The organism is Streptomyces sp. NPDC057682, from assembly GCF_042799575.1.
Lineage (GTDB): Bacteria > Actinomycetota > Actinomycetes > Streptomycetales > Streptomycetaceae > Streptomyces.
Genome location: NZ_JBHVIN010000003.1, coordinates 139,954 through 158,272, shown reverse-complemented (window position 1 = coordinate 158,272; position 18,319 = coordinate 139,954). Strand labels below are relative to the sequence as shown.

The following is an 18,319-nucleotide window of genomic DNA, read 5'->3' as shown; positions in this document are numbered from 1 at the left end:
CCGCGCCCGCCCGACGGCACGCGCCCCCCGGACCGCAGCCCGGGCGTCCCCCCCGGCCCGGCCGGCGGGGGCGGCCCGCGGGGCGGCGGGCGGCCGGTGCCTGCCACCGGCCGCCCTCCGCCGCGAGGAAGCGGGACCTCCCCGTACGACACGGGACGCCACCGCCGGTCCGGCCTCGACGCCGGCACGGCCGGAGGCCTCCCGGTACGGCACGGCCGCCGGGGTGTCACCCCTGCGCCTGCTCCTCGTGGGTCACCTCGAACGGCCCGGTGGCGGACGCCGCGCACGCCGTGGCGTCCGACGCGCTGCCCGCCGCGAGACCCTTCTCGCAGAGCCGGCCGCCGCTCTCCCTCAGATCGAGGTAGAAGTGCGTGCCGGCCGAGTCCTGCCGCAGCCCGTGGATGTGCGCGTCGATGTAGCCGAGGCGGTTGAGGGCCGCCCGGACCGTGGCGGGCGTCGGCTCGTCGACCTCCCGGAGCGCCACGATGAGGCGCTGCGCGTGGTTGGCCCCGGTGCACCAGTCGCGCGGGTTCAGCTCCGTCTCGGGACCGGGGGTCGTCCCGGGCTCCAACGGCGCGGCGGGGGGAGTCTCCCCGGGCGCGATCTCGGGCTCAGGCTCGGCCGGCTCCGGAACCGGAGGCGCGATCGGGTCCCCGCCCGGCGCCGGGCACGCCCGCCCGAACGTGTCCAGCATCTTCGCGAACGCCGTCTGCTCGGCGGAGGGCCGCGCCTCGCTCGCGTCGGCGACGCTCCTCGCACGGGACGCGTCCTTCGCGGTGCCGCCGTGCGCCTCGGTTCCGCAGCCGGTGAGCGTGAGGGCGGCGGCCAGAGCGGCGACGGTGAGACCGGTGGTGAGCGGGCCGCGTCGCGACGACGTGAAGGCCCTGGCGGACGCGGTGCTGGACGTGCGGATCTGTGTCATGGCGCAGAGTCTCCTGCCCGCGCGCCGCCTCCCGCGTGAGTACACATACTCACTCGTACGAGTGATCGACTCAGGTGCGGATGTTCTCGCGGGCGACGGGCGGGACGGGCCGTGCGGCCCGCGCCGGTTCGACGGTGTCCAGGAACGTGCGGCCCGGTGACGGTGCCTCAAGGAGTGGGCCGCGAACCGGGCGTATGCCCGAACGCGCGGCGGAAGACATCGATGAACGTGCTGGCCGACGACCACCCGCAGCGGTGGGCGACCGCGGTGACGGGCAGGTCCTCGGCCAGCAGGACCAGGGCGTGGTGGAGCCGCAACTGGGTGCGCCACTGCGGGAACGTCAGACCGAGATCGGCGCGGAGCCGGCGCGAGAGCGTCCGCGACCCCGCCCCGATCTGCCGGCCCAGCTCGCCCAGGGTCCGGGCGTCCGCCGGGTCGGCCCGCAGGATCGCGTGCAGCGAACGGAGCAGCGGATCGGTCGGGGTCGGCAGATGCAGCGGCCGCTCGGGGGAGACCGTCAACCGGTCGAGCAGGACCGCGCGCAGCCGGCCCCGGGCCGGGCTGTCGTCCTCCGGGGCGCCGGTGTACGCGACGAGCAGCTCCCGCAGCAGCGGGCCGACCTCGATGACGGCCGGTGCGCCGAGACCCAGCGGATTCTCCCCGGCGGGCAGCCCGACGAAGTGCAGATCGAGATCGCCGTGCGCCTCATGCCGGTGGACGGTGCCGGCGGGGATCCAGAGCGCACGGGTGGCCGGGGCGACCCACGCACCCGCGTCGGTGGTCACGGCGATCGTTCCCCGGCTCGCGTACACGATCTGGTGGTCGTCGTGCCGGTGCGCGTCGATGGCGCCACCGGACTCCAGACGCTGCGTCCGGGTCGGTGCGACCGGGGTGTGGCGGACTTTCTGCATCACCTGGCAATTTAACGAAAGCGCGACACCCACCGCGGCTTCCAGCATGAACGGGTGCGCAAGAACACACACATCACCCTGCTGTCCGTGGGCCATGCCTGCGTCGACCTCTACCAGGGCGCCGTCGCGGCGCTGATCCCCTACTTCGTGTCCGAACGGGACTACTCCTACGCCGTCGCCTCCGGCATCGTGCTGGCCGCGTCCCTCCTCTCGTCGGTGGCCCAACCGGTCTTCGGCGCGCTCACCGACCGGTGGGCGATGCCCTGGCTGCTGCCGGTCAGCACCCTGCTGGGCGGCGTCGGCATCGGGCTGAGCGGCCTCGGCGGCTCGTACGGCCTCACGCTCTTCTTCGTCGCCGTCTCCGGCATCGGCGTGGCCGCCTACCACCCCGAATCCGCCCGGGTGGCCCGGCTGGTCACCCGGGGCAGCCACAGCGGGATGGGCTGGTTCTCCCTCGGAGGGAACATCGGCTTCGCCCTCGCGCCGCTCTTCGTCGCGGCCGCGATCGGTCACGGCTCGCTGCGCTGGACCCCGGTGCTGGTCCTGCCGGCCCTGGCCGGTACGGCCCTGTGCGTGCCGGTCCTCCGCGCCCTGGCCGGTCCCGCGACCGGCGCGGCCGCGCGGGCCGTGCCGAGGAGCGCCGACGACGTGCCCTCGTTCCTCCGGCTGTCCCTGGCCGTCGTCTTCCGCTCCGTCGTCTTCACCGGCCTGAGCACGTTCATCTCCCTGTACGCCACCCAGCGCACCGGAGGCGGTGCGACCGCCGGGACGACCGCCCTGTTCCTGCTGTTCCTCGGCGGCGCGGTGGGTTCCGTCGTCGGCGGATCCCTGGCCGAGCGCTTCGACCGCGTCCAGGTCTCCCGCTGGTCCTATCTGCTCTCCATCGCCGCCGTCGCCGGGGTGGTCTGGGTGCCGGGCCCGGCCCTCCACCTCTTCGTGGCCCTCACCTCCGCCGGCCTCTACGTCCCCTTCTCCCTCCAGGTCACCCTGGGCCAGGACTACCTGCCCTCCCGCGTCGGCACCGCGAGCGGGGTGACCCTCGGACTCACCGTGAGCATCGGAGGTCTCGTCAGCCCGCTGCTGGGGCACCTCGCCGACTCCACGTCCCTGCGGACGGCGCTGACACCGCTGATCGCCATGCCCGTCCTGAGCTGGCTGCTCTTCCGCACCCTCCCCGAACCCGCCGTGCGCGGCCCCGAACCGTCCGGGAGCGCGGACGGCACCGGAGCCGCGGCGGCAGCCGCCGAGGGCCCGGGAACGGCGGCGGTGTCCCCAGTACAGTGAGATGACGGAAGAAGCGACGGCCGGCGTCCGGACACGGCGGTCCGCGACGGCGACAGGGCGGTAGCACGATGGTGGAGGACGGCGGCGATCCGAGACGCCCGCACGGCGGACTCGTCGCGGACGTACTGGCGGTGCTCTGGGCGGCCGAGGAGCCGCTCACCCCGCAGCAGATCAAGAACGCGCTCGACCGCGACCTCGCCCGGACGACCGTGACGACGATCCTCACCAGGCTCCACGAGAAGGGCACCGTCGTCCGCACCCGTGCGGGCCGGGGCTTCGCGTACGCCGCCGCCGACGACTCCGCGGGCCTCGCCGCCGGACGCATGCACCGGGAACTGGACCGCGAGCCCCAGCGCGACCTGGTGCTCAAACGGTTCGTCTCGGCGCTCTCCGGCGAGGACGAGGCGGCCCTGCGCCGCCTGCTCATGAGTGCGGAGGACGGGGCGTGACCCTGGTCCTCGCCCTGGTCATGACCGCCCTGCTCCTGCCGTGGGGAGCGGTCGCCGCCACCCGCCGGCTGGCCGCCCTCCTGCCGCCCAGGGAGGCGAGCCTGGCCCTGACCGGTGCCTCCGTCCTCCTGGCGGGGGGCACCGTCGTCGCCCTGGTCGGACTCTTCCACGTCCCGTTCCTCGCGGCCCACGACTACCTCCCGCTCTCCCGTGTGGTCGCCGCGTGGCCGGCCGTCGTCCCGGTGGCCGCCGCGGCCGGCGCCGCACTGGTGACCCAGGCGGTGCTGGTGGCCCGCCGCCGGCGCGCACACCGCTCCCTGCTCGCCCGCACCTGGGACGGCACGGCGGGTGCGGTGGCCGACGGCGATCTGCTGATCGTGCGCGACGCGGACCCGCGCGCGTTCGCCCTGCCGGGACGACGCGGGCACGGCGGACGCGTCGTGGTGACCACGGGCATGCTCCGGACGCTGGGACCCGCCGAGCGCGACGTCCTCCTCGGCCACGAACGCGCGCACCTGCGCGCCCGCCACGACCTCCTCTCCCTCACGGCGCACCTGGCCGCCGCCGTGCACCCGGCGCTCCGCCCGCTCGGCACGGACCTCGACTTCCACCTGGAACGCTGGGCCGACGAGGCCGCGGCGTCCGAGGTCGGCGACCGCCGCCTCGCCGCCACCGCGATCGCCCGCGCCGCCCTGGCCGTCACCCCGCGCACCGCACCCGGACGCGTCAGGGCGCCGCTCCTCTCCGTCAGCACGGGCCCGGTCCCGCAACGCGTCGAGGCCCTGCTGCGCCCGCGACCGGTCCTGCCGGCGACCCGCGCCGGCCGTGCGGTCGTGACCGGCCTCGTCACGGCGGTGGCCGGATCGGCCCTGCTGGCGGTGGCCCTGGCCTACGGGCTCCACGAGTACGCGGAGTTCGCCGTCGGCCTCGTCCGCTGAGGGACGTACGCCGCGCGGGCGCGGTGCGGCCGGCTGCGCTTCCCGGCTTCCGGATGCGGTACGCCGTCGCGCCCCCGGCCGCAGACCTTGTCCGGGCCCGGTTTCACACCCGGGAAGCGCCGGAGCCGCCGCCCCCGCGAGGCGGCGGGCCGAGGACGGAGTAGGCCCCGGCCCCGGTGGCCAGCACGATCACACAGCCGGTGAAGATCAGCCCGGCCTCGCGCAGCCCGAGCCAGGTGGCCAGCGCGCCGACCCCGACCACGGGGAGCGAGATCCCGGTGTACGCGACCACGAAGAACGCGGAGATCGTGCCGCCCCGGTGCGCGGCCGGGGCCGCCTCGCCCACCAGGGTGAGGGCCGCGCGGAAGGACAGCCCCTGTCCGGTGCCACCGCACACGGCCCCGAGCACCAGCAGCGGCAGGGACTCCGCGATCAGCGACGACGCCACCAGCGCCAGACCGACGACGAGGACGGCGCACCCGAGGGGCAGCGCACGGCGCACCCCGACGCGCCTGGTCAGGGACTGGCCGGCCGTCGAGGCCAGGAACACGGAGAAGACGACCGCTCCGGTGACCGCGAGGTTGTGCACGCCCAGCGTCTTCGCGGCGAAGCTCGGCGCGACGGCCGTGAACAGCCCCAGCAGCGCGAATCCGGCGAACGCCGCCAGCGAGGCCCGTACGAACACGCCCTTCATCTCCGCCGGCACCGCGATGCCCTGGGGCGTCAGCCGGGCCCGGCGTCGCGGATGCCGCACCGTCTCGGGCAGGCACCGGGCCACGACGCCGGCCACCGCGACCAGACCGAGATGGACCCAGAAAGGAGCGGTCAGGGGCCAGGGCGTGTACTCGGCCAGGAACCCGGACAGCAGCGGTCCGCAGCCGAGGCCGCCCATGTTCGCGGCCGTCGCGGCGAACGCGGCGCGTCCGGAATGCCGCGGACCGGCGAGCTCCAGAACCGCCGCCGTCGCCGCCCCGCTCAGCAGCCCGGCCGCTGCACCGGACAGCAGCCGTCCCGCGAACAGCCACGGCAAGCCGTTCTCCAGCAGGTAGCACACCGCGCTCGCCGCCGAGAACGCCATCGCGCACAGGAGTACGGGTCTGCGGCCGACCGTGTCCGAGTAGTTGCCCGCGACCAGCAGCACCGTGATCACCGCGACCGCGTACACGGCGAAGACGACGGTCACCATCAGCTCCGAGAAGCCGATCTGCCGCTGGTAGAGCCCGTACAGGGGGGTGGGCAGCGTGGTCCCGGCCATCCCGACGGCGAAGACGGCCGCGGCGGCGGGATAGCCGAGCCGCCACCGGCTGCCCGGGGACGAGGCGGTATCCGCAGGAACGATCACCTCGTCACCTTACGAGCGCGGGCCGCGGGAGGCGTGCGCCTCGACGAGCCGTGTCCGGGGGAGAGGGGAGGAGGAGAAGGAACAGGGACATTCATCGTGCCGTCCACGACGTCTTGGCCGGACGGCGTCGATGAGTGCTCGCACCGCACCGGGTCTGCCCTTGTATGACGCGCATCATCGCCTGGACGTTCGTCACCACGGGCCTCGCCGATGCCGTGACCGCCGCACGCGAACGGGCCGAGGCGGCGTCGGCGGAGACCGGGACGGAGCGCGACGTGGTCCTCATGGGCGGCGGCGCCACGATCGCCTCGGCCCTCACCGCGGGTCTGGCGGACGTCCTGTCGCTGCACCTGGCGCCCGTCGTCCTGGGCTCCGGTACGCCCCTGTTCGCCGGAGTGCCGCCCCGCACGCCGAGGAGGGCGGTCCCCCGGCGCCCGCGCTCCATGACCTCGCGGGTAATCGCGTCCTTCCGGCGGGCACGGCACCGTAGGACGCGCACGGCATCGCACACATCGCAACCGCGGGCCCCGCAGCGCCGACGGAGGCATGACGTGCGCACACGCCGTGGTCAACGGACGACGACACCCAAGGAGTTGCCATGTTCTTCGAGACCCCGGACGGCGTCCGCCTCGCCTACCAGGACTACGGCCGGGGCGCACCCCTCGTGTTCGTCGCCAGTTGGACGCTGGGCGGCGACATGTGGGAGTACCAGATCCCCTTCTTCGCGGAACGAGGGTTCCGCTGCATCGCTCTCGACCGGCGCGGTCACGGCCGTTCCGACCGCCCGTCGGGCGGATACGACCTGGACACCGGCGCCGACGACCTGGCGGCGCTCCTGGACCACCTCGACCTGCGGGGAGTGACCTTGGTGGCCCACTCGCTGGGCGGCGCCGAGATCGCGCGGTATCTGGCCCGCCACGGGGAGGACCGCGTCGCGCGCGCCGTGTTCGTCTCCTCCACGACCCCGTTCCTCCCGCACACGGAGGACAACCCGGACGGCATGCCGGAGGCCCGGCTCCAGGGCACTCTCCAGGCATTCAGGGCCGACCGGCCGAAGTGGTTCGCCCGGCAGGCGCAGATCTGGTTCGCCACCCATGCCAACGAGGTCTCCCCGGCCACCGTCGACCACACCATCGCCCAGTGCCTGGCCACGTCCTCCTGGGCGGCCTCCCAGCTCTTCGCGGACGCGTTCCGTGCCGACCATCGGGCCGGTCTGCGCGAGATCGGCGTTCCGGCCCTGGTCGTGCACGGCACCATCGACTCGATGGCCGCGATCGACCTCACCGGCCGGCGCACGGCCGAGCTGATACCCGGTGCGGTGTTCAAGGAGTATCCGACGGCAAGTCACGGTCTGTACTTCACGCACAAGGACCGGCTCAACGCCGACATCCTGGAGTTCATCGAGGCCTGACCGCTCGGGGATCCGCTCGCGGCCGGACACGGGGGACGCGTCCGGTCAGCGGCGCGATGCCTTGCGCTGAAGGGCCTCGCGGCGGTCGCGCAGCCGCTTCTGCCGCTTCCGGCTCTCCTTGCCGCGGCGTGCGCGTGCGCGGGCGGCGGGACTGCGCAGCCTGCCGGGATCGGGCAGCAGGAGCAGTGCGCAGACCAGCCCGATGATCATGGCGAGGACCAGGATGCCGCAGACCAGGGCGGCGGCCGGCGGGAGGTCGGCGACCTGCTCGATCCGGTTCCGGAGATTCATCCGGGCCTCCCCTCCTGTGCGCACGGGGTGCACACGGTAGCAGTGGCGGATTCGCCCGCAGGCCCCGCCTCTTAGGCGCGACCGGGCCCGTGGACGTCTCCGATGGGGGATCCTGTGCGGCATGGACACACGCTTCGTCGGCATCCCCGAACTGACCGAGACGCCCGCGGTGGCGGTCGTGGTCGATGTCATGCGGGCCTTCACCGTGGCGGCCTGGGCCTTTGCCCGGGGCGCGGAGAAGGTGGTGCTCGCGGAGTCGCTGGACGAGGCCCTGGCGCTCAAGCACCGCCGTCCCGCATGGGTCGCGCTGAAGGACGGGGCTCCGGCGCCGGGGTTCGACCTGGTCAACGCCCCGGGTCTGCTGCGTTCGGCCGACCTGGAGGGACGGACCGTCGTGCAGAAGACCACGGCCGGCACGGTCGGCGCACTCGCGGTCCGGGACGCGCGGCTGGTGCTGTGCGCGAGCTTCGTCGTGGCGGAGGCGACGGCGCGGGTGCTGCGGGCGGAGGGCGGTGGCGACGGTGTCACGTTCGTCGTCACGGGTGAGGGCGGACGGGCGGACGAGGACCTGGCGTGTGCCCAGTACATCGCCGCGCGGGCCGTGGACACCGGGGCCGACAGCACGGACTACGTCCGCCGGGCCGCCGGTTCGCGTGCCGCCGCGGAACTGGCGGAGGGTGTGCGGCTGGGCGTTCACCCCGATGACATCGCCCTCTGTCTGGAGGTCGACCGCTTCGCCTTCGCCATGGTCGCGGCGCCCGAGGACGCGCTCATGGTGCTGCGTCCGTACGGCATGCCGTAGCCGCGCGCCGTACGGAACCGAGCCCGCCCGGCCGGGTCACACCCGGCTGCGGACGGCCGTGTCCCCTCCTTCCGTGCCCTCCGTGCCCTCCGTCTCGTACCGCCGGGTGTGCGCGGCGCGGGGGAGCAGGAGCGGGGTGGCGAGGACGAGGAGTCCCGCGGCGGCGAGCGCGGTGCGCGGGCCGGTCGCGTCGGCGAGGAGCCCGGCGAGCGCGGTCAGCGTGGCGACGGCCGCCTGCTGGCCGACCGACCAGGCCGTCAGCGTGCGGGCCACGAGATCCTTCGGGGTGTGCTGCAACCGGTACGTCGCCAGGACCGGTGTGTACAGGCTCATATGGATGATGATGGCCAGTTCGACGACGATCACGGTGACGAGCCCGACGACCCCGGGGCGCACGAGCACCAGGCCGATCAACCAGACGGCGCGCAGGGTGCCGACGGTGCGGAAGACCGCGTGGCGCCCGTAGCGGTCGACGACACGACGGGCCAGCCGGGAACCGATGAGCCCGCCGACGCACGGCAGCGCGAACGCGAGTCCGTACTGCCAGGGGGAGAAGCCCAGCGAACGGATGAGGAGCACGGCCAGCAGCGGTTCGGTGGCCATGATCAGGCCGGAGACGAGCAGTTGGTTGAGGTACAGCGCCCGCAGCACCGGATGACCCAGGATGTGGCGCCAGCCGTCCAGGAGCCCGCCCACCCGCGTTCGGCTCCCGGCCGCCCCGTTCGGCCGGTCCTCCCGGCCGCCGATCGCCGCGATGCCCAGGGCGGACAGCAGATAGCTGAACGCGTCGGCCACCACGGTGACGACCGGCCCGAACATCCCGATCGCGGCTCCGCCCAGGGGCGGCCCGACCGCGATGGAACTCCAGTTCGTGGACTCGAACCGCGCATGGGCGACGAGAAGGTCGTCCGGCCGGACGAGCGCCTTGAGGAACGCGCCGCTCGCCGCGTTGAACGCGATCCTGGACGTGGCCACCAGCGCCGAGACCACGAGCAACTGCACGAAGCCGAGCCGGCCGAAGGCGTACGCGACGGGAATCGACGCCATCGCCGCGAACCGGGCCAGGTCCGTCGCGATCATGACCGGCCGTTTGCGCCGGTACTCCACCCACGGCGCGAGCGGCACCGCCAGCAGCGCACCCACCGCGGGCCCCACCGCGGAGAGCACGGACACCTCGGCGGGGCCCGCGTGCAGCACCAGCACGGCGATCAACGGGAAGGCCCCGAACCCGAGCCCCGAACCGTAGGCGCTCACCGCGTACGCCGCCCACAGCCAGCCGAACCGCCGGCCCAGGCGCCTCCTGCCCCACACCTCGACGCGCTCCTCGTGTTCGCCGTACAAACAGACGTTGACCGAAGAGAGCTAATCGAGCACCCCGGACCCGGGTCAAACAACCATTCCCTTCGCGATCCACAACCACAAGTTGTTCATTAAGGTGGGCCGTCATGGACCTCGAAGCCGTACGCACCTATGTCGCCGTGGCGGAGACCGGCCAGTTCCGCAAGGCCGCGACGGACCTCTCGATCACCCAGCAGGCCGTCTCCAAGCGCATCGCCGCCCTGGAGCGCGATCTCGGCGTCCGTCTGTTCACCCGCACGGCCCGGGGCGCCGAGACGACCATCGACGGGCAGGCGTTCCTGCCGCACGCGCGCGAACTCCTGCGCGCCGCCGAGCGCGCCGCCGCCTCCGTGCGCACCGACCGCCGTCCCCTGCGCATCGACGTGATCAACTCACGCGGAGCCTCCTCGGGCCTGCTGCGGGACTTCCACCGCGCCCACCCCGAGATCGAACTGGACGTGCTGATGCTGGTCGACATCGACCAGGCCCTCGACGCCGTCCGCTCGGGCACCGTCGACGCCTCCTTCCGCGCGGTCGGCGCGCCGGGCCGGCCCCTCCCCGACGACCTGGAGTCCGTCCGGGTGGCCGACGAGCCCCTGGATTTCTTCACCGGCCCCGCCCACGCACTGGCCGACGCCCCGTCCGTGACCCTCGCCCGGCTCGTGGGCCACCGGATCTGGATCCCCGGCATCACGCCCGGCACCGAATGGGGCGCCTACTACGACGCCCTCGTGGCCGAGTACGGCCTCACCATCGAAGCCACCGGCCCCAACTTCGGCTCCGACGCCCTGCTCGACACCCTCGCGGACACCCCCGCCCTGGGCACGTTCATGGGCGGACTGACCCGCCTGATCTGGCCCGCCTCGTACGGACTCAGGCGCATCCCCGTGACCGGCCCGACCCCCGTGTACCCGCACTCGCTAGTCTGGCACCGCGACAACCCCCACCCGGCGCTCGCCGCGCTCCGCTCCCATCTGACCACCACGACGGCCGGCCACGGCGTCGAAGGCACCTGGGTGCCGGGCTGGGTCCTCCCGCGCTGACGCGGCCCTCCGGCCGTACGACTCCACGGGCCCGCGCGAGAAGCGGGGGCGCGGCCTCCGGGGCGCGCGGAACCGGTGCGCGCGCCGTGCGGGGTCCGCGCCCCGCATGGGGTGATCGTCTACGGACGAAGCGGCCGGAGCGCCTTCACGACGGTCCCGGCCGCCCCATTGCCCAGGCTCGCGCGCCTCGCTATGTTAATCAAAAATCACATCTGTGTGACCACGCTTGCCAGGCGGGAAGCCGCACAACCGGCGCTGCTCAGAAGGAATCACCAGCCGTCTGACTCGACACGGAAGCAGGTAAGTCAATGGGAAATCTCAGTAGGCGACAGGCGCTCACACTGGGCGTCGCGCTCGGGCTCACCGGGGCCGCGGGCACCGCCCCCGCCTGGGCGTCGACCGGGGCGGCCGCGGACGCCGACGCGGGAACCGGACCGGAGTGGATCTGGGACGACAAGGCCGACCCGCTGATGGTGTCGATGATCGAGGGCGGCCACGTACCCGCGATCAACACGGCCTGGGCCTCCTGGGTCAACAACAACGACCCGCTGCCCGCCGGACTGCCGGCCGAGTTCGCCGGCTACCTCCAGGACGTCAACCGGCTGCCCTCCTGGGCCGATCCGGTCAAGCTGGCCCGCGCCGCGGACTTCAACCGGCGCCGGGACCTCTACCTCTTCATGCTGTACGGCCTGGGCAGCGGCATCATGAGCACCGTGATCCCGCGCGAGGCCAAGAGCGTCTACTGGTCCGCGGGCGGCGCGCACATGCAGGACCGCGCGGCCAAGACGTTCACCTTCGGCTACGACCTGTCCCAGCTGGGGGCGTTCGAACCGACGGGCCAGTTCGTCGTCACCGCCAACAAGACGCGCGTGGTGCACGCCGCCGTGCGCCACCTGCTGCCGCAGTCGCCGCACTGGCGGGCGGTCGCCGACGAGACCGTCCCGATCAGCGCCGCCGACATCCTGGTCACCTTCCACAGTCTCGGCACCTACGTGCGTCGGCGGCTGCTGGACTGGAAGGTGCCGTTCCCGGCCGCCGACCAGGAGGCGTTCCTGCACTCCTGGCAGGTCGCCATCCACCTGCTGGGTGTGCCCGACGAGCACATCCCGCAGACCTGGGCCGCCGCCGAGAAGCAGTCGGAACAGGTCCTCACACCGATCCTCACCCCGTCGACCGAGGGCATCGCGCTCGCCGAGGAACTGCTCGGCCTGACGGCCCAGCTCGACCTGGGCGTCACCCGGGGCTTCCTCAACGAGTTCGTGCGCTACGTCCTGAGCGACGACGTCGGCGACTGGCTCGGCCTGAAGCGGGACTACGTCTCGGCCGCTCTGGTCCGCACGGCGTGGCCGGCGTACATCCTGTTCCGCGAGGGCCTGTCGCCGGTCATGCCCGGCACGTTCTACGCCATCGACCAGATGGTGCGCGCCCTGGCCATGCTGTTCCTCAACGAGGGCTCGTCCGGAACCACGACCCCCATCACCATCCCCACCGGCAACAGGCAGGACTGAGCCGGGGCACGGCGCCCGCGCAGGCCCGAGGCCGGGGCACCCGGCCCGCCGCCCTCCCGGAGCCCGTTGCGAACCGGCCGGGCCCCGGGACGGCGACGCGTGGGCGGCCGCCCGGCGACCGGACGGCACGGCACCGGGTCACAGCCCCAGCGCGTCGACGACCAGCGCGGTCACGGTGCGCCGGTGTTCGGGCCGGTCCGCCCACCGCAGCCGCCGCCCGGCCTCGACGACCACCCCGAACCCGGCGTGCACCAGGACACGGGCCTGACGCGGGTCCAGTTCGGGGCGGGCGAGCCGCAACTGCTGCTCCCACACGGCGATGTGCTCCCGCTGTGCCAGCACCAGGGGCTGCCGCAGACCGTCCGGAAGGCCCGCAAGCTCGGCCTCGGCCACGCTGTTCAGCGCGGTGTGCTCGAAGCTGTAGGCGACGTACGTCCCGGCCAGGGCGGCGAGGGCGTCGTGCGGGCCCGTCACTTCGTGCAGGCTCTGCTCGACCCCCTGGGCCAGCAGCCCGGCCGCCTGGAGACACGCCGCCGCCAGGATGTCGATCTTGCCCGGGTAGTGGCGGTACAGCGCGGACGGCGTGAGTCCCACCGCCCGCGCGATCTGCCCGTTCGTGACGCTCGCGAAGCCGTCGCGGGCGAACAGCGGCACCGACGCCGCCAGGATCTCCGCCCGTCGCGTCCGGGGCACCGGCAGCGCCGGCAGTCGCGGCGGGGGCGGCCCCGGCCGGTCCGCGGCCGGCGCGCACGCGGCCACCCGCAGCGCGGAGGCCAGCAGCAACTCCTCGGCCCGGCGCTGCGCGATCGACGTGCGGTGCATCGTGATCGACGCGATCGCGCCGAGCGCCGCCACCGCCCGCAGCCGCCCGTCGGCGGGCGGATGCTCGCGCTGCACCCCGGCGTCGACGCGTCCGACCAGTCGGCCGAACTTCACCCCGAGCCGCCGGCGGTCCTCACGGCTGAGATAACGGGCCTCCCACCGGTAGACGCCGCCCGAGGCCCGATGGGCGACGGTGATCCGTGTGATCGCCGCCAGCACGTCCGTGAGCGGTGCCTCGGGGGCCACCTCGTCGAGCGCGACGACCAGCCCGTCCACCATGACATCGGCGCACTCCGCGAACAGCGCGTACTTGTTGGGGAAGTGCCGGTACAGCGCGGCGGCCGTGATCCCCACCGCCGCCGCGACCTCCTCCATCGACGCGGTGTGGTACCCGCGCTCGCTGAACACCCGCCCGGCCGCCTCGATGATGAGCTGCCTGCGGTTGCGCGGACGCGTCGCCACGGTCCGTTCGGCGGTCGGGGCGGGACGGGCGGATCGGGAGGCGGAAGCCATGCGAATCAGTCAATCACACGCGGTCAGACGGCCGGACCTCTCGGTACGGGACCCGCACCGGCACCGGTGAGCCGGGGGCGCCGTCGCACGCGTGGCGGTCGCGGCGGGTGCCCCGGTCGCGGGACACCGGCTCCGCCGCGCGCCCGTACGTCAGTGGAACGTCAGGACCGCCTTGATCACCCGGCCCTCGCGCAGGGCCGCCACCGCCGCCTCGATCTCCTCGAACGGGAACGTCGTCACCAGCCGGTCGAGCGGGAAGCGCCCGCGCTCGTACAGTCCGACCAGTTCCGGGACGAAGCGCGCGGGGTCCGCGTCCCCCTCGATCACGCCGTGGACGCGAACTCCCTTGGCGAGGAGGGACATCACGTCGAAGGCCACCTCGCCACCGAGGCCGAGGAGGGCGAGGTCACCGCGCGGGCGCAGGGCACCGACGGCCAGACGTGCCATGCCGGGGCGGCCGGTCGTCTCCACGATGTGGTGCGCCCCGCCGCCGGTCGCCTCCCGGAGGGCCGCCGCCAGCCCGTCGCCGGGGGTAAGGGCCGTGGCCGCGCCGAGTTCGACGGCCAGGGCGCGACGGGCCCCGACCGGATCGACGGCGACCACCGGATCGCATCCGGCGGCGACGGCGGCCATGAGCGCGCTCAGCCCCACCCCGCCGGCCCCCAGCACGACGAGCGCCGAACCGGGCGCGGGGCGAAGGCGGTTGAGGACGGTCCCGGCCCCCGTCTGGGCGGCGCAGCCCAGTGGAGCGGCCACCTCCGCGGGCAGAGCCGCGGGCACCGCGACGACCCCGCGTTCGTGGACCAGGGCGTGCGTCGCGAAGCTGGACTGACCGAAGAAGCCCGCGTGGAGCGGGGCGCCGCCGAGGGACAGGGGGCTGGTCCCGTCCGGGCGGCCGCCGGAGAAGTTCAGGAGCGGGGCCGCGTGGCAGTACGCCGGATGGCCCGCCGTACAGCTCTCACAGGTGCCGCAGCTGGCGAAGGAGAGGCAGACGTGGTCGCCCGGCGCGACGCGGGTCACCTCGCCTCCCACGGCCTCGACCACGCCGGCGCCCTCGTGCCCGAACACCATCGGGGTCAGCCGGCGGGGCCAGGTGTCCCGCATCGTCAGATCCGTGTGGCAGATGCCCGCCGCGCGCGTCCGCACCAGCACCTCGTGCGGCCGAGGGGCCTCGATCCGCGCCTCGCGCACGGTGAACGGGGCGCCCGGTGCCCCGGTGACCGCGGCGCGGATCCGTGTCACCCGTCCTCACCGGCGCGGTCGAGGAAGAAGTAGTAGTACGGGCCCTCGGGCGGGACCCCCTTGGCGTTCATGATCCCCATCAGCGTCGTGCCGTCGACCCGTTTGAAGTGATCGAACACGGGCCGTCCGTCGTACACCATGGTGGCCGTCGACTCACCCCGGAACTCGACCGTCCACAGACTGGCCTCGCCCTGCCCCAGCTCGACGTTCGAGTACAGCTCGCCCTCCGCGTTGCGGCACATCAGCGGTTTGGCGTCGTGCGCGGAGACGAACGTCTTGCCGTACCAGCCGGCCTCCTCCAGCATGCCGTCCAGCGGGTGGCCGGTGGGGAACTCGCCGCCCGACCACGTGCCGAGGACGTCCTCGGGGCGGACGGTGTCCAGCACCGCCCAGATCGCGTCGAGTTCATCGGTGGGGACCGGGCCTTCGCTCGCGCGGAACTCCTGGAACCGGGTGCGTGCCTCGTCCACGTTCATGGGCCGGGGTGTCCTTTCGGCTGGTCCGCCGCGACGGGCGGAGCGGGGGTACGGGTACGGGGGAGCGGCGGGATCAGGCGCCGGTCCGGGGGTGCGGCAGCGGACGGCCGGCGGCCAGCGGCTCGCCCAGGACCGCCCCGGGGTGGCCCACCGTGGCCAGGCCGAGCAGGACGTGCCGCTCGGCGACCTCCTCCGCGCCGAGGGGCCCGTCGGCACGGAACCAGTTGGCGACGCCCTGGCACATCACGAGGACGGAGCGCACGGCGTCGGCCGGGAAGGGGGTGGTGAACACCCCCTGGGCGCGGCCCGCCTCGACGGTGTCCAGCAGCATGTGCTCCAGATAGTCGCGCAGGGCCACGTACCGCGCCCGGTTCTCCGGCTCCAGACTGCGGATCTCCGTATCGAGGAAGGCCAGTTGCCGCCGGTGGGCCATGTACAGCACGATCGACTCGACCATGCCGCTGAACCGGGCCAGCGGATCGTCACCGGCCTCGGCGGAGGCGGCCCGGCAGCGGTCCAGGACGTCCCTGATCGACGTCTCCAGCAGAGTGGCGAGCAGCGCCTGCTTGTTCGCGTAGTGGTAGTAGAGCGCCGGGACCGTGACCCCCACCCGGGCGGCGATGTCCCGGACGGAAGTGCCGTGGTAGCCGTGCTCGTTGAAGGCCTCCATCGCGTGCGTCAGGATCGGGTGCAGCCCGAGGGGCCGGTAGGTGCGCCAGTGCTCCGGCGGCGGGGTGTCCTGACGGGGCTGGGTGTTCACGGCTCTCCTCGGAACGGATGGGACGGGACCGGGCATCCACTCCTGAGCGATCGATCAGTCGCGGGCCCTGCCGGTGCGTGCCTCAGGGGGTTTCCCTCCTGCGGATCCGTGAGAACTAGTGTGGCACGGGGAGTTGACCGCTTGGAAGGTGTCCTTCTACGTTCTTTAGCGAACGATCAGTAAAACGGTCCTGCCGCCAGGACCCGGGCCCGGATCCGGCCCCGACGCGGGCCCCCGCCCCTCCCTCTCCGACGTGTCCCTTCCGGCCCGCAAGGAGGCCCCGATGACCTCGGCACCCCGCACCACCGGCGAGCTGTCCGACGCCCCGGCACCCCGCACCCTCCCGGAACTGCTGGCCCGCAACGCCCGGGACCACTCCGCCCTTCCGGCCCTGTCCTGGCAGTTCGCGGGACCGGACGGCGACTGGACGACGCTCGACTGGGCGGAGGTCCACACCCGCACCCGCCGGCTCGCCGCGGGCTTCCGCTCCCTGGGCGTCGGACGCGGCGACCACGTCCTGCTCATGATGTCCAACCGTGCCGAGCACTGGCTGGCCGACCTGGCCCTCGTCCGCCTCGGAGCCGTCCCCGTCAGTGTCTACGGCACCGCCGCCCCCGAGCAGATCAGCCATATCGCACACAACTGCGGAGCCCGGCTGGCCGTGGTGGAAGGGGCCTCCCAGGTGGCCGTCTGGGAGCCGTCGGTGGCCGACCCCGGCATCCCGCTGGAGCGCCTGGTGGTGGCCGAGAAGGGGGAGGAGGGCGGCCATCTCCCGTTCGCCGCTCTGCTCGACGCGCCGGCGGGGGAGGGGGGCGAGGACGGTGAACTGGACACCGCCCGCCCCGAGGACCCCCTCACCGTCGTCTACACCTCCGGGACCAGCGGCGAACCCAAGGGGGTCGTGCTGACCCACGCCCAGGTGCTGGCCAACGCCCTCGCCCTGGACGCCGTCGTCGAACTCCCCCCGCATGTCGAGCACATCTGCTACCTGCCCTTCGCGCACATCGCCGAGCGCATGCTGGGCATCTACCTGCCGTGCCACCGCGCCTCGCACGTCTACCTCTGTCCCGACCCGGCCGGCGTCGCCGCCGTGGTGCGCACGGTGCGCCCCGCGCAGTTCTTCGGCGTGCCGAGGATCTGGGAGAAGCTCTCCGCGGGGGTGCGGGGGATCCTCTCGCTGATGCCCGCCGAGAAGCGTGCCGTCATCGACGACGCCTTCGAGACCGCCAGGGAGCACGTCGCCTGCCGGGAGCGGGGCGAGGAACCGCCCGCCGAACTGGAGAAGCGGTACGCCCGGGTCCGTGAGGAGGTGCTGCTGCCCATGCTGGCCGCGGGCGGCCTGGACCGGGTGACCTGGTCGGCGAGCGCCTCGGCGCCCATGTCGGCCGATGTGGTGCGGTTCTGGGCCGGGTTCGGCATCGTCATCATGGACGCCTGGGGGCTCACCGAGACCACCGGAGTCGCCACCAGCAACAGCCCGAAGGGCGGCTTCCGCCTCGGTTCGGTGGGCCGCCCGGTCGAGTCCGTCGAGGTACGCGTCGCGGACGACGGGGAGATCATGGTCCGGGGCGCCTCCGTCTTCTCCGGCTACCTCCAGCCCGACGGCTCGACGAGGTCCGCCCTGGACGAGGACGGCTGGCTCGCCACCGGTGACATCGGACGCCTGGACGAGGAGGGCTACCTCTGGCTCACCGACCGCAAGAAGGAGATGATCATCACCTCCACCGGCAAGAACGTCTCGCCGGCGCTGGTGGAGAACGCACTCAAGGAGCACCCGCTCATCGGCCAGGCCATGGTGCACGGCGACCACCACTCCTACCTGGTCGCTCTGCTGGTCCTGGACGCCGAGGCCGTCCCCGCCTGGGCCGCCGCCCACGGCGTGGAGACCACGGGGGACCCGTCCGCGCTCGTCGGGCACCCCGAGGTCCTGGCCGAGGTGGACCGCGCGGTCGCCGCCGCCAACTCCCGGCTCAACCGCACCGAGCAGGTCAAGCGCTACGAACTGCTCGCCCGCGAATGGGGCCCGGCCACGGGCGAGCTGACACCGTCGCTCAAGATGCGGCGCCGCGTCATCCGCGAGATGTACGCGGACCGGCTGACCCGGCTCTACGAGAACTGACCGGCACCGCGCGGAACACCGCGTGCGGCGCGGGGGGGGCCCGGGGGCCCCCCCCCCCCCCCCCCCCGGGGACAGGGCCGTGGGGTTTCCCGTGTCGGAGCCCGGGGTGTGGCGGGGGGCGCGCGTCACCCAGGGGAGCACCCCCCCC

General features: G+C 73.7%; 17 protein-coding genes and 1 pseudogene. 9 read left to right on the top strand and 9 right to left on the bottom strand.

What is annotated here, in order from left to right:
- Positions 1-226 precede the first annotated feature (226 nt).
- Entirely contained in the window at positions 227-922 is a 696-nt protein-coding gene (locus ACFVDM_RS05945) for a hypothetical protein (protein WP_383633831.1), read from the bottom strand.
- Between the two features lie 167 nt (positions 923-1,089).
- Positions 1,090-1,833 carry an AraC family transcriptional regulator gene (locus tag ACFVDM_RS05940; protein ID WP_383633829.1) on the bottom strand — a complete coding sequence of 248 codons (744 nt, stop codon included), beginning with the start codon at positions 1,831-1,833 and terminating at the stop codon, positions 1,090-1,092.
- Positions 1,834-1,887: 54 nt separating this feature from the next.
- Here ACFVDM_RS05940 and ACFVDM_RS05935 point away from each other — a divergent pair, with 54 nt between their 5' ends.
- The 3 genes from ACFVDM_RS05935 to ACFVDM_RS05925 all read left to right on the top strand — a co-directional run bounded on the left by ACFVDM_RS05935 (position 1,888) and on the right by ACFVDM_RS05925 (position 4,504).
- Complete coding sequence (locus tag ACFVDM_RS05935) at positions 1,888-3,117, top strand: MFS transporter (RefSeq protein ID WP_383633827.1); 1,230 nt, start codon at positions 1,888-1,890, stop codon at positions 3,115-3,117.
- A gap of 68 nt (positions 3,118-3,185) precedes the next feature.
- Complete coding sequence (locus ACFVDM_RS05930; protein WP_383633825.1) at positions 3,186-3,566, top strand: BlaI/MecI/CopY family transcriptional regulator; 381 nt, start codon at positions 3,186-3,188, stop codon at positions 3,564-3,566.
- A complete protein-coding gene (locus tag ACFVDM_RS05925) occupies positions 3,563-4,504 on the top strand; it encodes a M56 family metallopeptidase (RefSeq protein WP_383633823.1) in 942 nt (313 codons plus the stop codon). Before ACFVDM_RS05930 ends, ACFVDM_RS05925 begins: the two co-directional genes overlap by 4 nt.
- A gap of 103 nt (positions 4,505-4,607) precedes the next feature.
- On the opposite strand, the gene ACFVDM_RS05920 is transcribed toward ACFVDM_RS05925, so the two are convergent.
- Positions 4,608-5,843, bottom strand: a complete 1,236-nt coding sequence (locus ACFVDM_RS05920) for an MFS transporter (protein WP_383634449.1) — start codon at positions 5,841-5,843, stop codon at positions 4,608-4,610.
- A gap of 185 nt (positions 5,844-6,028) precedes the next feature.
- Between ACFVDM_RS05920 and ACFVDM_RS05915 the strand changes: the two are divergent.
- Both ACFVDM_RS05915 and ACFVDM_RS05910 read left to right on the top strand, forming a co-directional pair.
- Positions 6,029-6,256 (top strand): annotated as a pseudogene (locus tag ACFVDM_RS05915) (dihydrofolate reductase family protein); the annotation flags it as partial.
- A gap of 188 nt (positions 6,257-6,444) precedes the next feature.
- Positions 6,445-7,257 (top strand): alpha/beta fold hydrolase, encoded by an 813-nt coding sequence (locus tag ACFVDM_RS05910; protein WP_383633821.1) that lies wholly within the window; start codon positions 6,445-6,447, stop codon positions 7,255-7,257.
- A gap of 45 nt (positions 7,258-7,302) precedes the next feature.
- Here the strand turns inward: ACFVDM_RS05910 and ACFVDM_RS05905 are convergent, their stop codons facing one another.
- Positions 7,303-7,548: a hypothetical protein gene (locus ACFVDM_RS05905; RefSeq protein WP_383633819.1), complete on the bottom strand. Its 246-nt coding sequence runs from the start codon at positions 7,546-7,548 to the stop codon at positions 7,303-7,305.
- Positions 7,549-7,669: 121 nt separating this feature from the next.
- Between ACFVDM_RS05905 and ACFVDM_RS05900 the strand changes: the two genes are divergently transcribed.
- Positions 7,670-8,350 (top strand): 2-phosphosulfolactate phosphatase, encoded by a 681-nt coding sequence (locus ACFVDM_RS05900; RefSeq protein WP_383633818.1) that lies wholly within the window; start codon positions 7,670-7,672, stop codon positions 8,348-8,350.
- A gap of 36 nt (positions 8,351-8,386) precedes the next feature.
- On the opposite strand, the gene ACFVDM_RS05895 is transcribed toward ACFVDM_RS05900, so the two are convergent.
- On the bottom strand, positions 8,387-9,661 hold the full coding sequence (locus tag ACFVDM_RS05895; RefSeq protein WP_383634448.1) for an MFS transporter: 1,275 nt from the start codon (positions 9,659-9,661) through the stop codon (positions 8,387-8,389).
- Between the two features lie 134 nt (positions 9,662-9,795).
- On the opposite strand from ACFVDM_RS05895, the gene ACFVDM_RS05890 reads away from it, so the two are divergent.
- Positions 9,796-10,731: a LysR family transcriptional regulator gene (locus tag ACFVDM_RS05890; protein WP_383633816.1), complete on the top strand. Its 936-nt coding sequence runs from the start codon at positions 9,796-9,798 to the stop codon at positions 10,729-10,731.
- A 308-nt stretch (positions 10,732-11,039) separates the two neighbouring features.
- A complete protein-coding gene (locus tag ACFVDM_RS05885; protein ID WP_383633814.1) occupies positions 11,040-12,239 on the top strand; it encodes an oxygenase MpaB family protein in 1,200 nt (399 codons plus the stop codon).
- Positions 12,240-12,377: 138 nt separating this feature from the next.
- On the opposite strand, the gene ACFVDM_RS05880 is transcribed toward ACFVDM_RS05885, so the two are convergent.
- From ACFVDM_RS05880 to ACFVDM_RS05865, 4 genes are all read right to left on the bottom strand, one after another.
- Positions 12,378-13,574, bottom strand: coding sequence for a TetR/AcrR family transcriptional regulator (locus ACFVDM_RS05880; protein ID WP_383633812.1), 1,197 nt, complete (start codon positions 13,572-13,574; stop codon positions 12,378-12,380).
- A gap of 150 nt (positions 13,575-13,724) precedes the next feature.
- The gene (locus tag ACFVDM_RS05875; protein ID WP_383633810.1) at positions 13,725-14,816 is read right to left on the bottom strand and encodes an NAD(P)-dependent alcohol dehydrogenase; all 1,092 of its coding nucleotides are present in this window, start codon (positions 14,814-14,816) and stop codon (positions 13,725-13,727) included.
- Positions 14,813-15,292 carry a DUF4334 domain-containing protein gene (locus ACFVDM_RS05870; protein WP_383633808.1) on the bottom strand — a complete coding sequence of 160 codons (480 nt, stop codon included), beginning with the start codon at positions 15,290-15,292 and terminating at the stop codon, positions 14,813-14,815. The genes ACFVDM_RS05875 and ACFVDM_RS05870 overlap by 4 nt, the downstream gene beginning before the upstream one ends.
- 73 nt (positions 15,293-15,365) lie before the next feature.
- Complete coding sequence (locus ACFVDM_RS05865; RefSeq protein ID WP_383633806.1) at positions 15,366-16,052, bottom strand: TetR/AcrR family transcriptional regulator; 687 nt, start codon at positions 16,050-16,052, stop codon at positions 15,366-15,368.
- Positions 16,053-16,335: 283 nt separating this feature from the next.
- On the opposite strand from ACFVDM_RS05865, the gene ACFVDM_RS05860 reads away from it, so the two are divergent.
- Positions 16,336-18,171 (top strand): AMP-dependent synthetase/ligase, encoded by a 1,836-nt coding sequence (locus ACFVDM_RS05860; protein ID WP_383633804.1) that lies wholly within the window; start codon positions 16,336-16,338, stop codon positions 18,169-18,171.
- Positions 18,172-18,319 lie beyond the last annotated feature (148 nt).

Coding starts and splice junctions, on each gene's coding strand:
- ACFVDM_RS05945 (WP_383633831.1), bottom strand. CDS start 922: ATGACACAGATCCGCACGTCCAGCACCGCGTCCGCCAGGGCCTTCACG.
- ACFVDM_RS05905 (WP_383633819.1), bottom strand. CDS start 7,548: ATGAATCTCCGGAACCGGATCGAGCAGGTCGCCGACCTCCCGCCGGCC.
- ACFVDM_RS05910 (WP_383633821.1), top strand. CDS start 6,445: ATGTTCTTCGAGACCCCGGACGGCGTCCGCCTCGCCTACCAGGACTAC.
- ACFVDM_RS05930 (WP_383633825.1), top strand. CDS start 3,186: ATGGTGGAGGACGGCGGCGATCCGAGACGCCCGCACGGCGGACTCGTC.
- ACFVDM_RS05900 (WP_383633818.1), top strand. CDS start 7,670: ATGGACACACGCTTCGTCGGCATCCCCGAACTGACCGAGACGCCCGCG.
- ACFVDM_RS05890 (WP_383633816.1), top strand. CDS start 9,796: ATGGACCTCGAAGCCGTACGCACCTATGTCGCCGTGGCGGAGACCGGC.
- ACFVDM_RS05885 (WP_383633814.1), top strand. CDS start 11,040: ATGGGAAATCTCAGTAGGCGACAGGCGCTCACACTGGGCGTCGCGCTC.
- ACFVDM_RS05860 (WP_383633804.1), top strand. CDS start 16,336: ATGACCTCGGCACCCCGCACCACCGGCGAGCTGTCCGACGCCCCGGCA.
- ACFVDM_RS05940 (WP_383633829.1), bottom strand. CDS start 1,833: ATGCAGAAAGTCCGCCACACCCCGGTCGCACCGACCCGGACGCAGCGT.
- ACFVDM_RS05870 (WP_383633808.1), bottom strand. CDS start 15,292: ATGAACGTGGACGAGGCACGCACCCGGTTCCAGGAGTTCCGCGCGAGC.
- ACFVDM_RS05880 (WP_383633812.1), bottom strand. CDS start 13,574: ATGGCTTCCGCCTCCCGATCCGCCCGTCCCGCCCCGACCGCCGAACGG.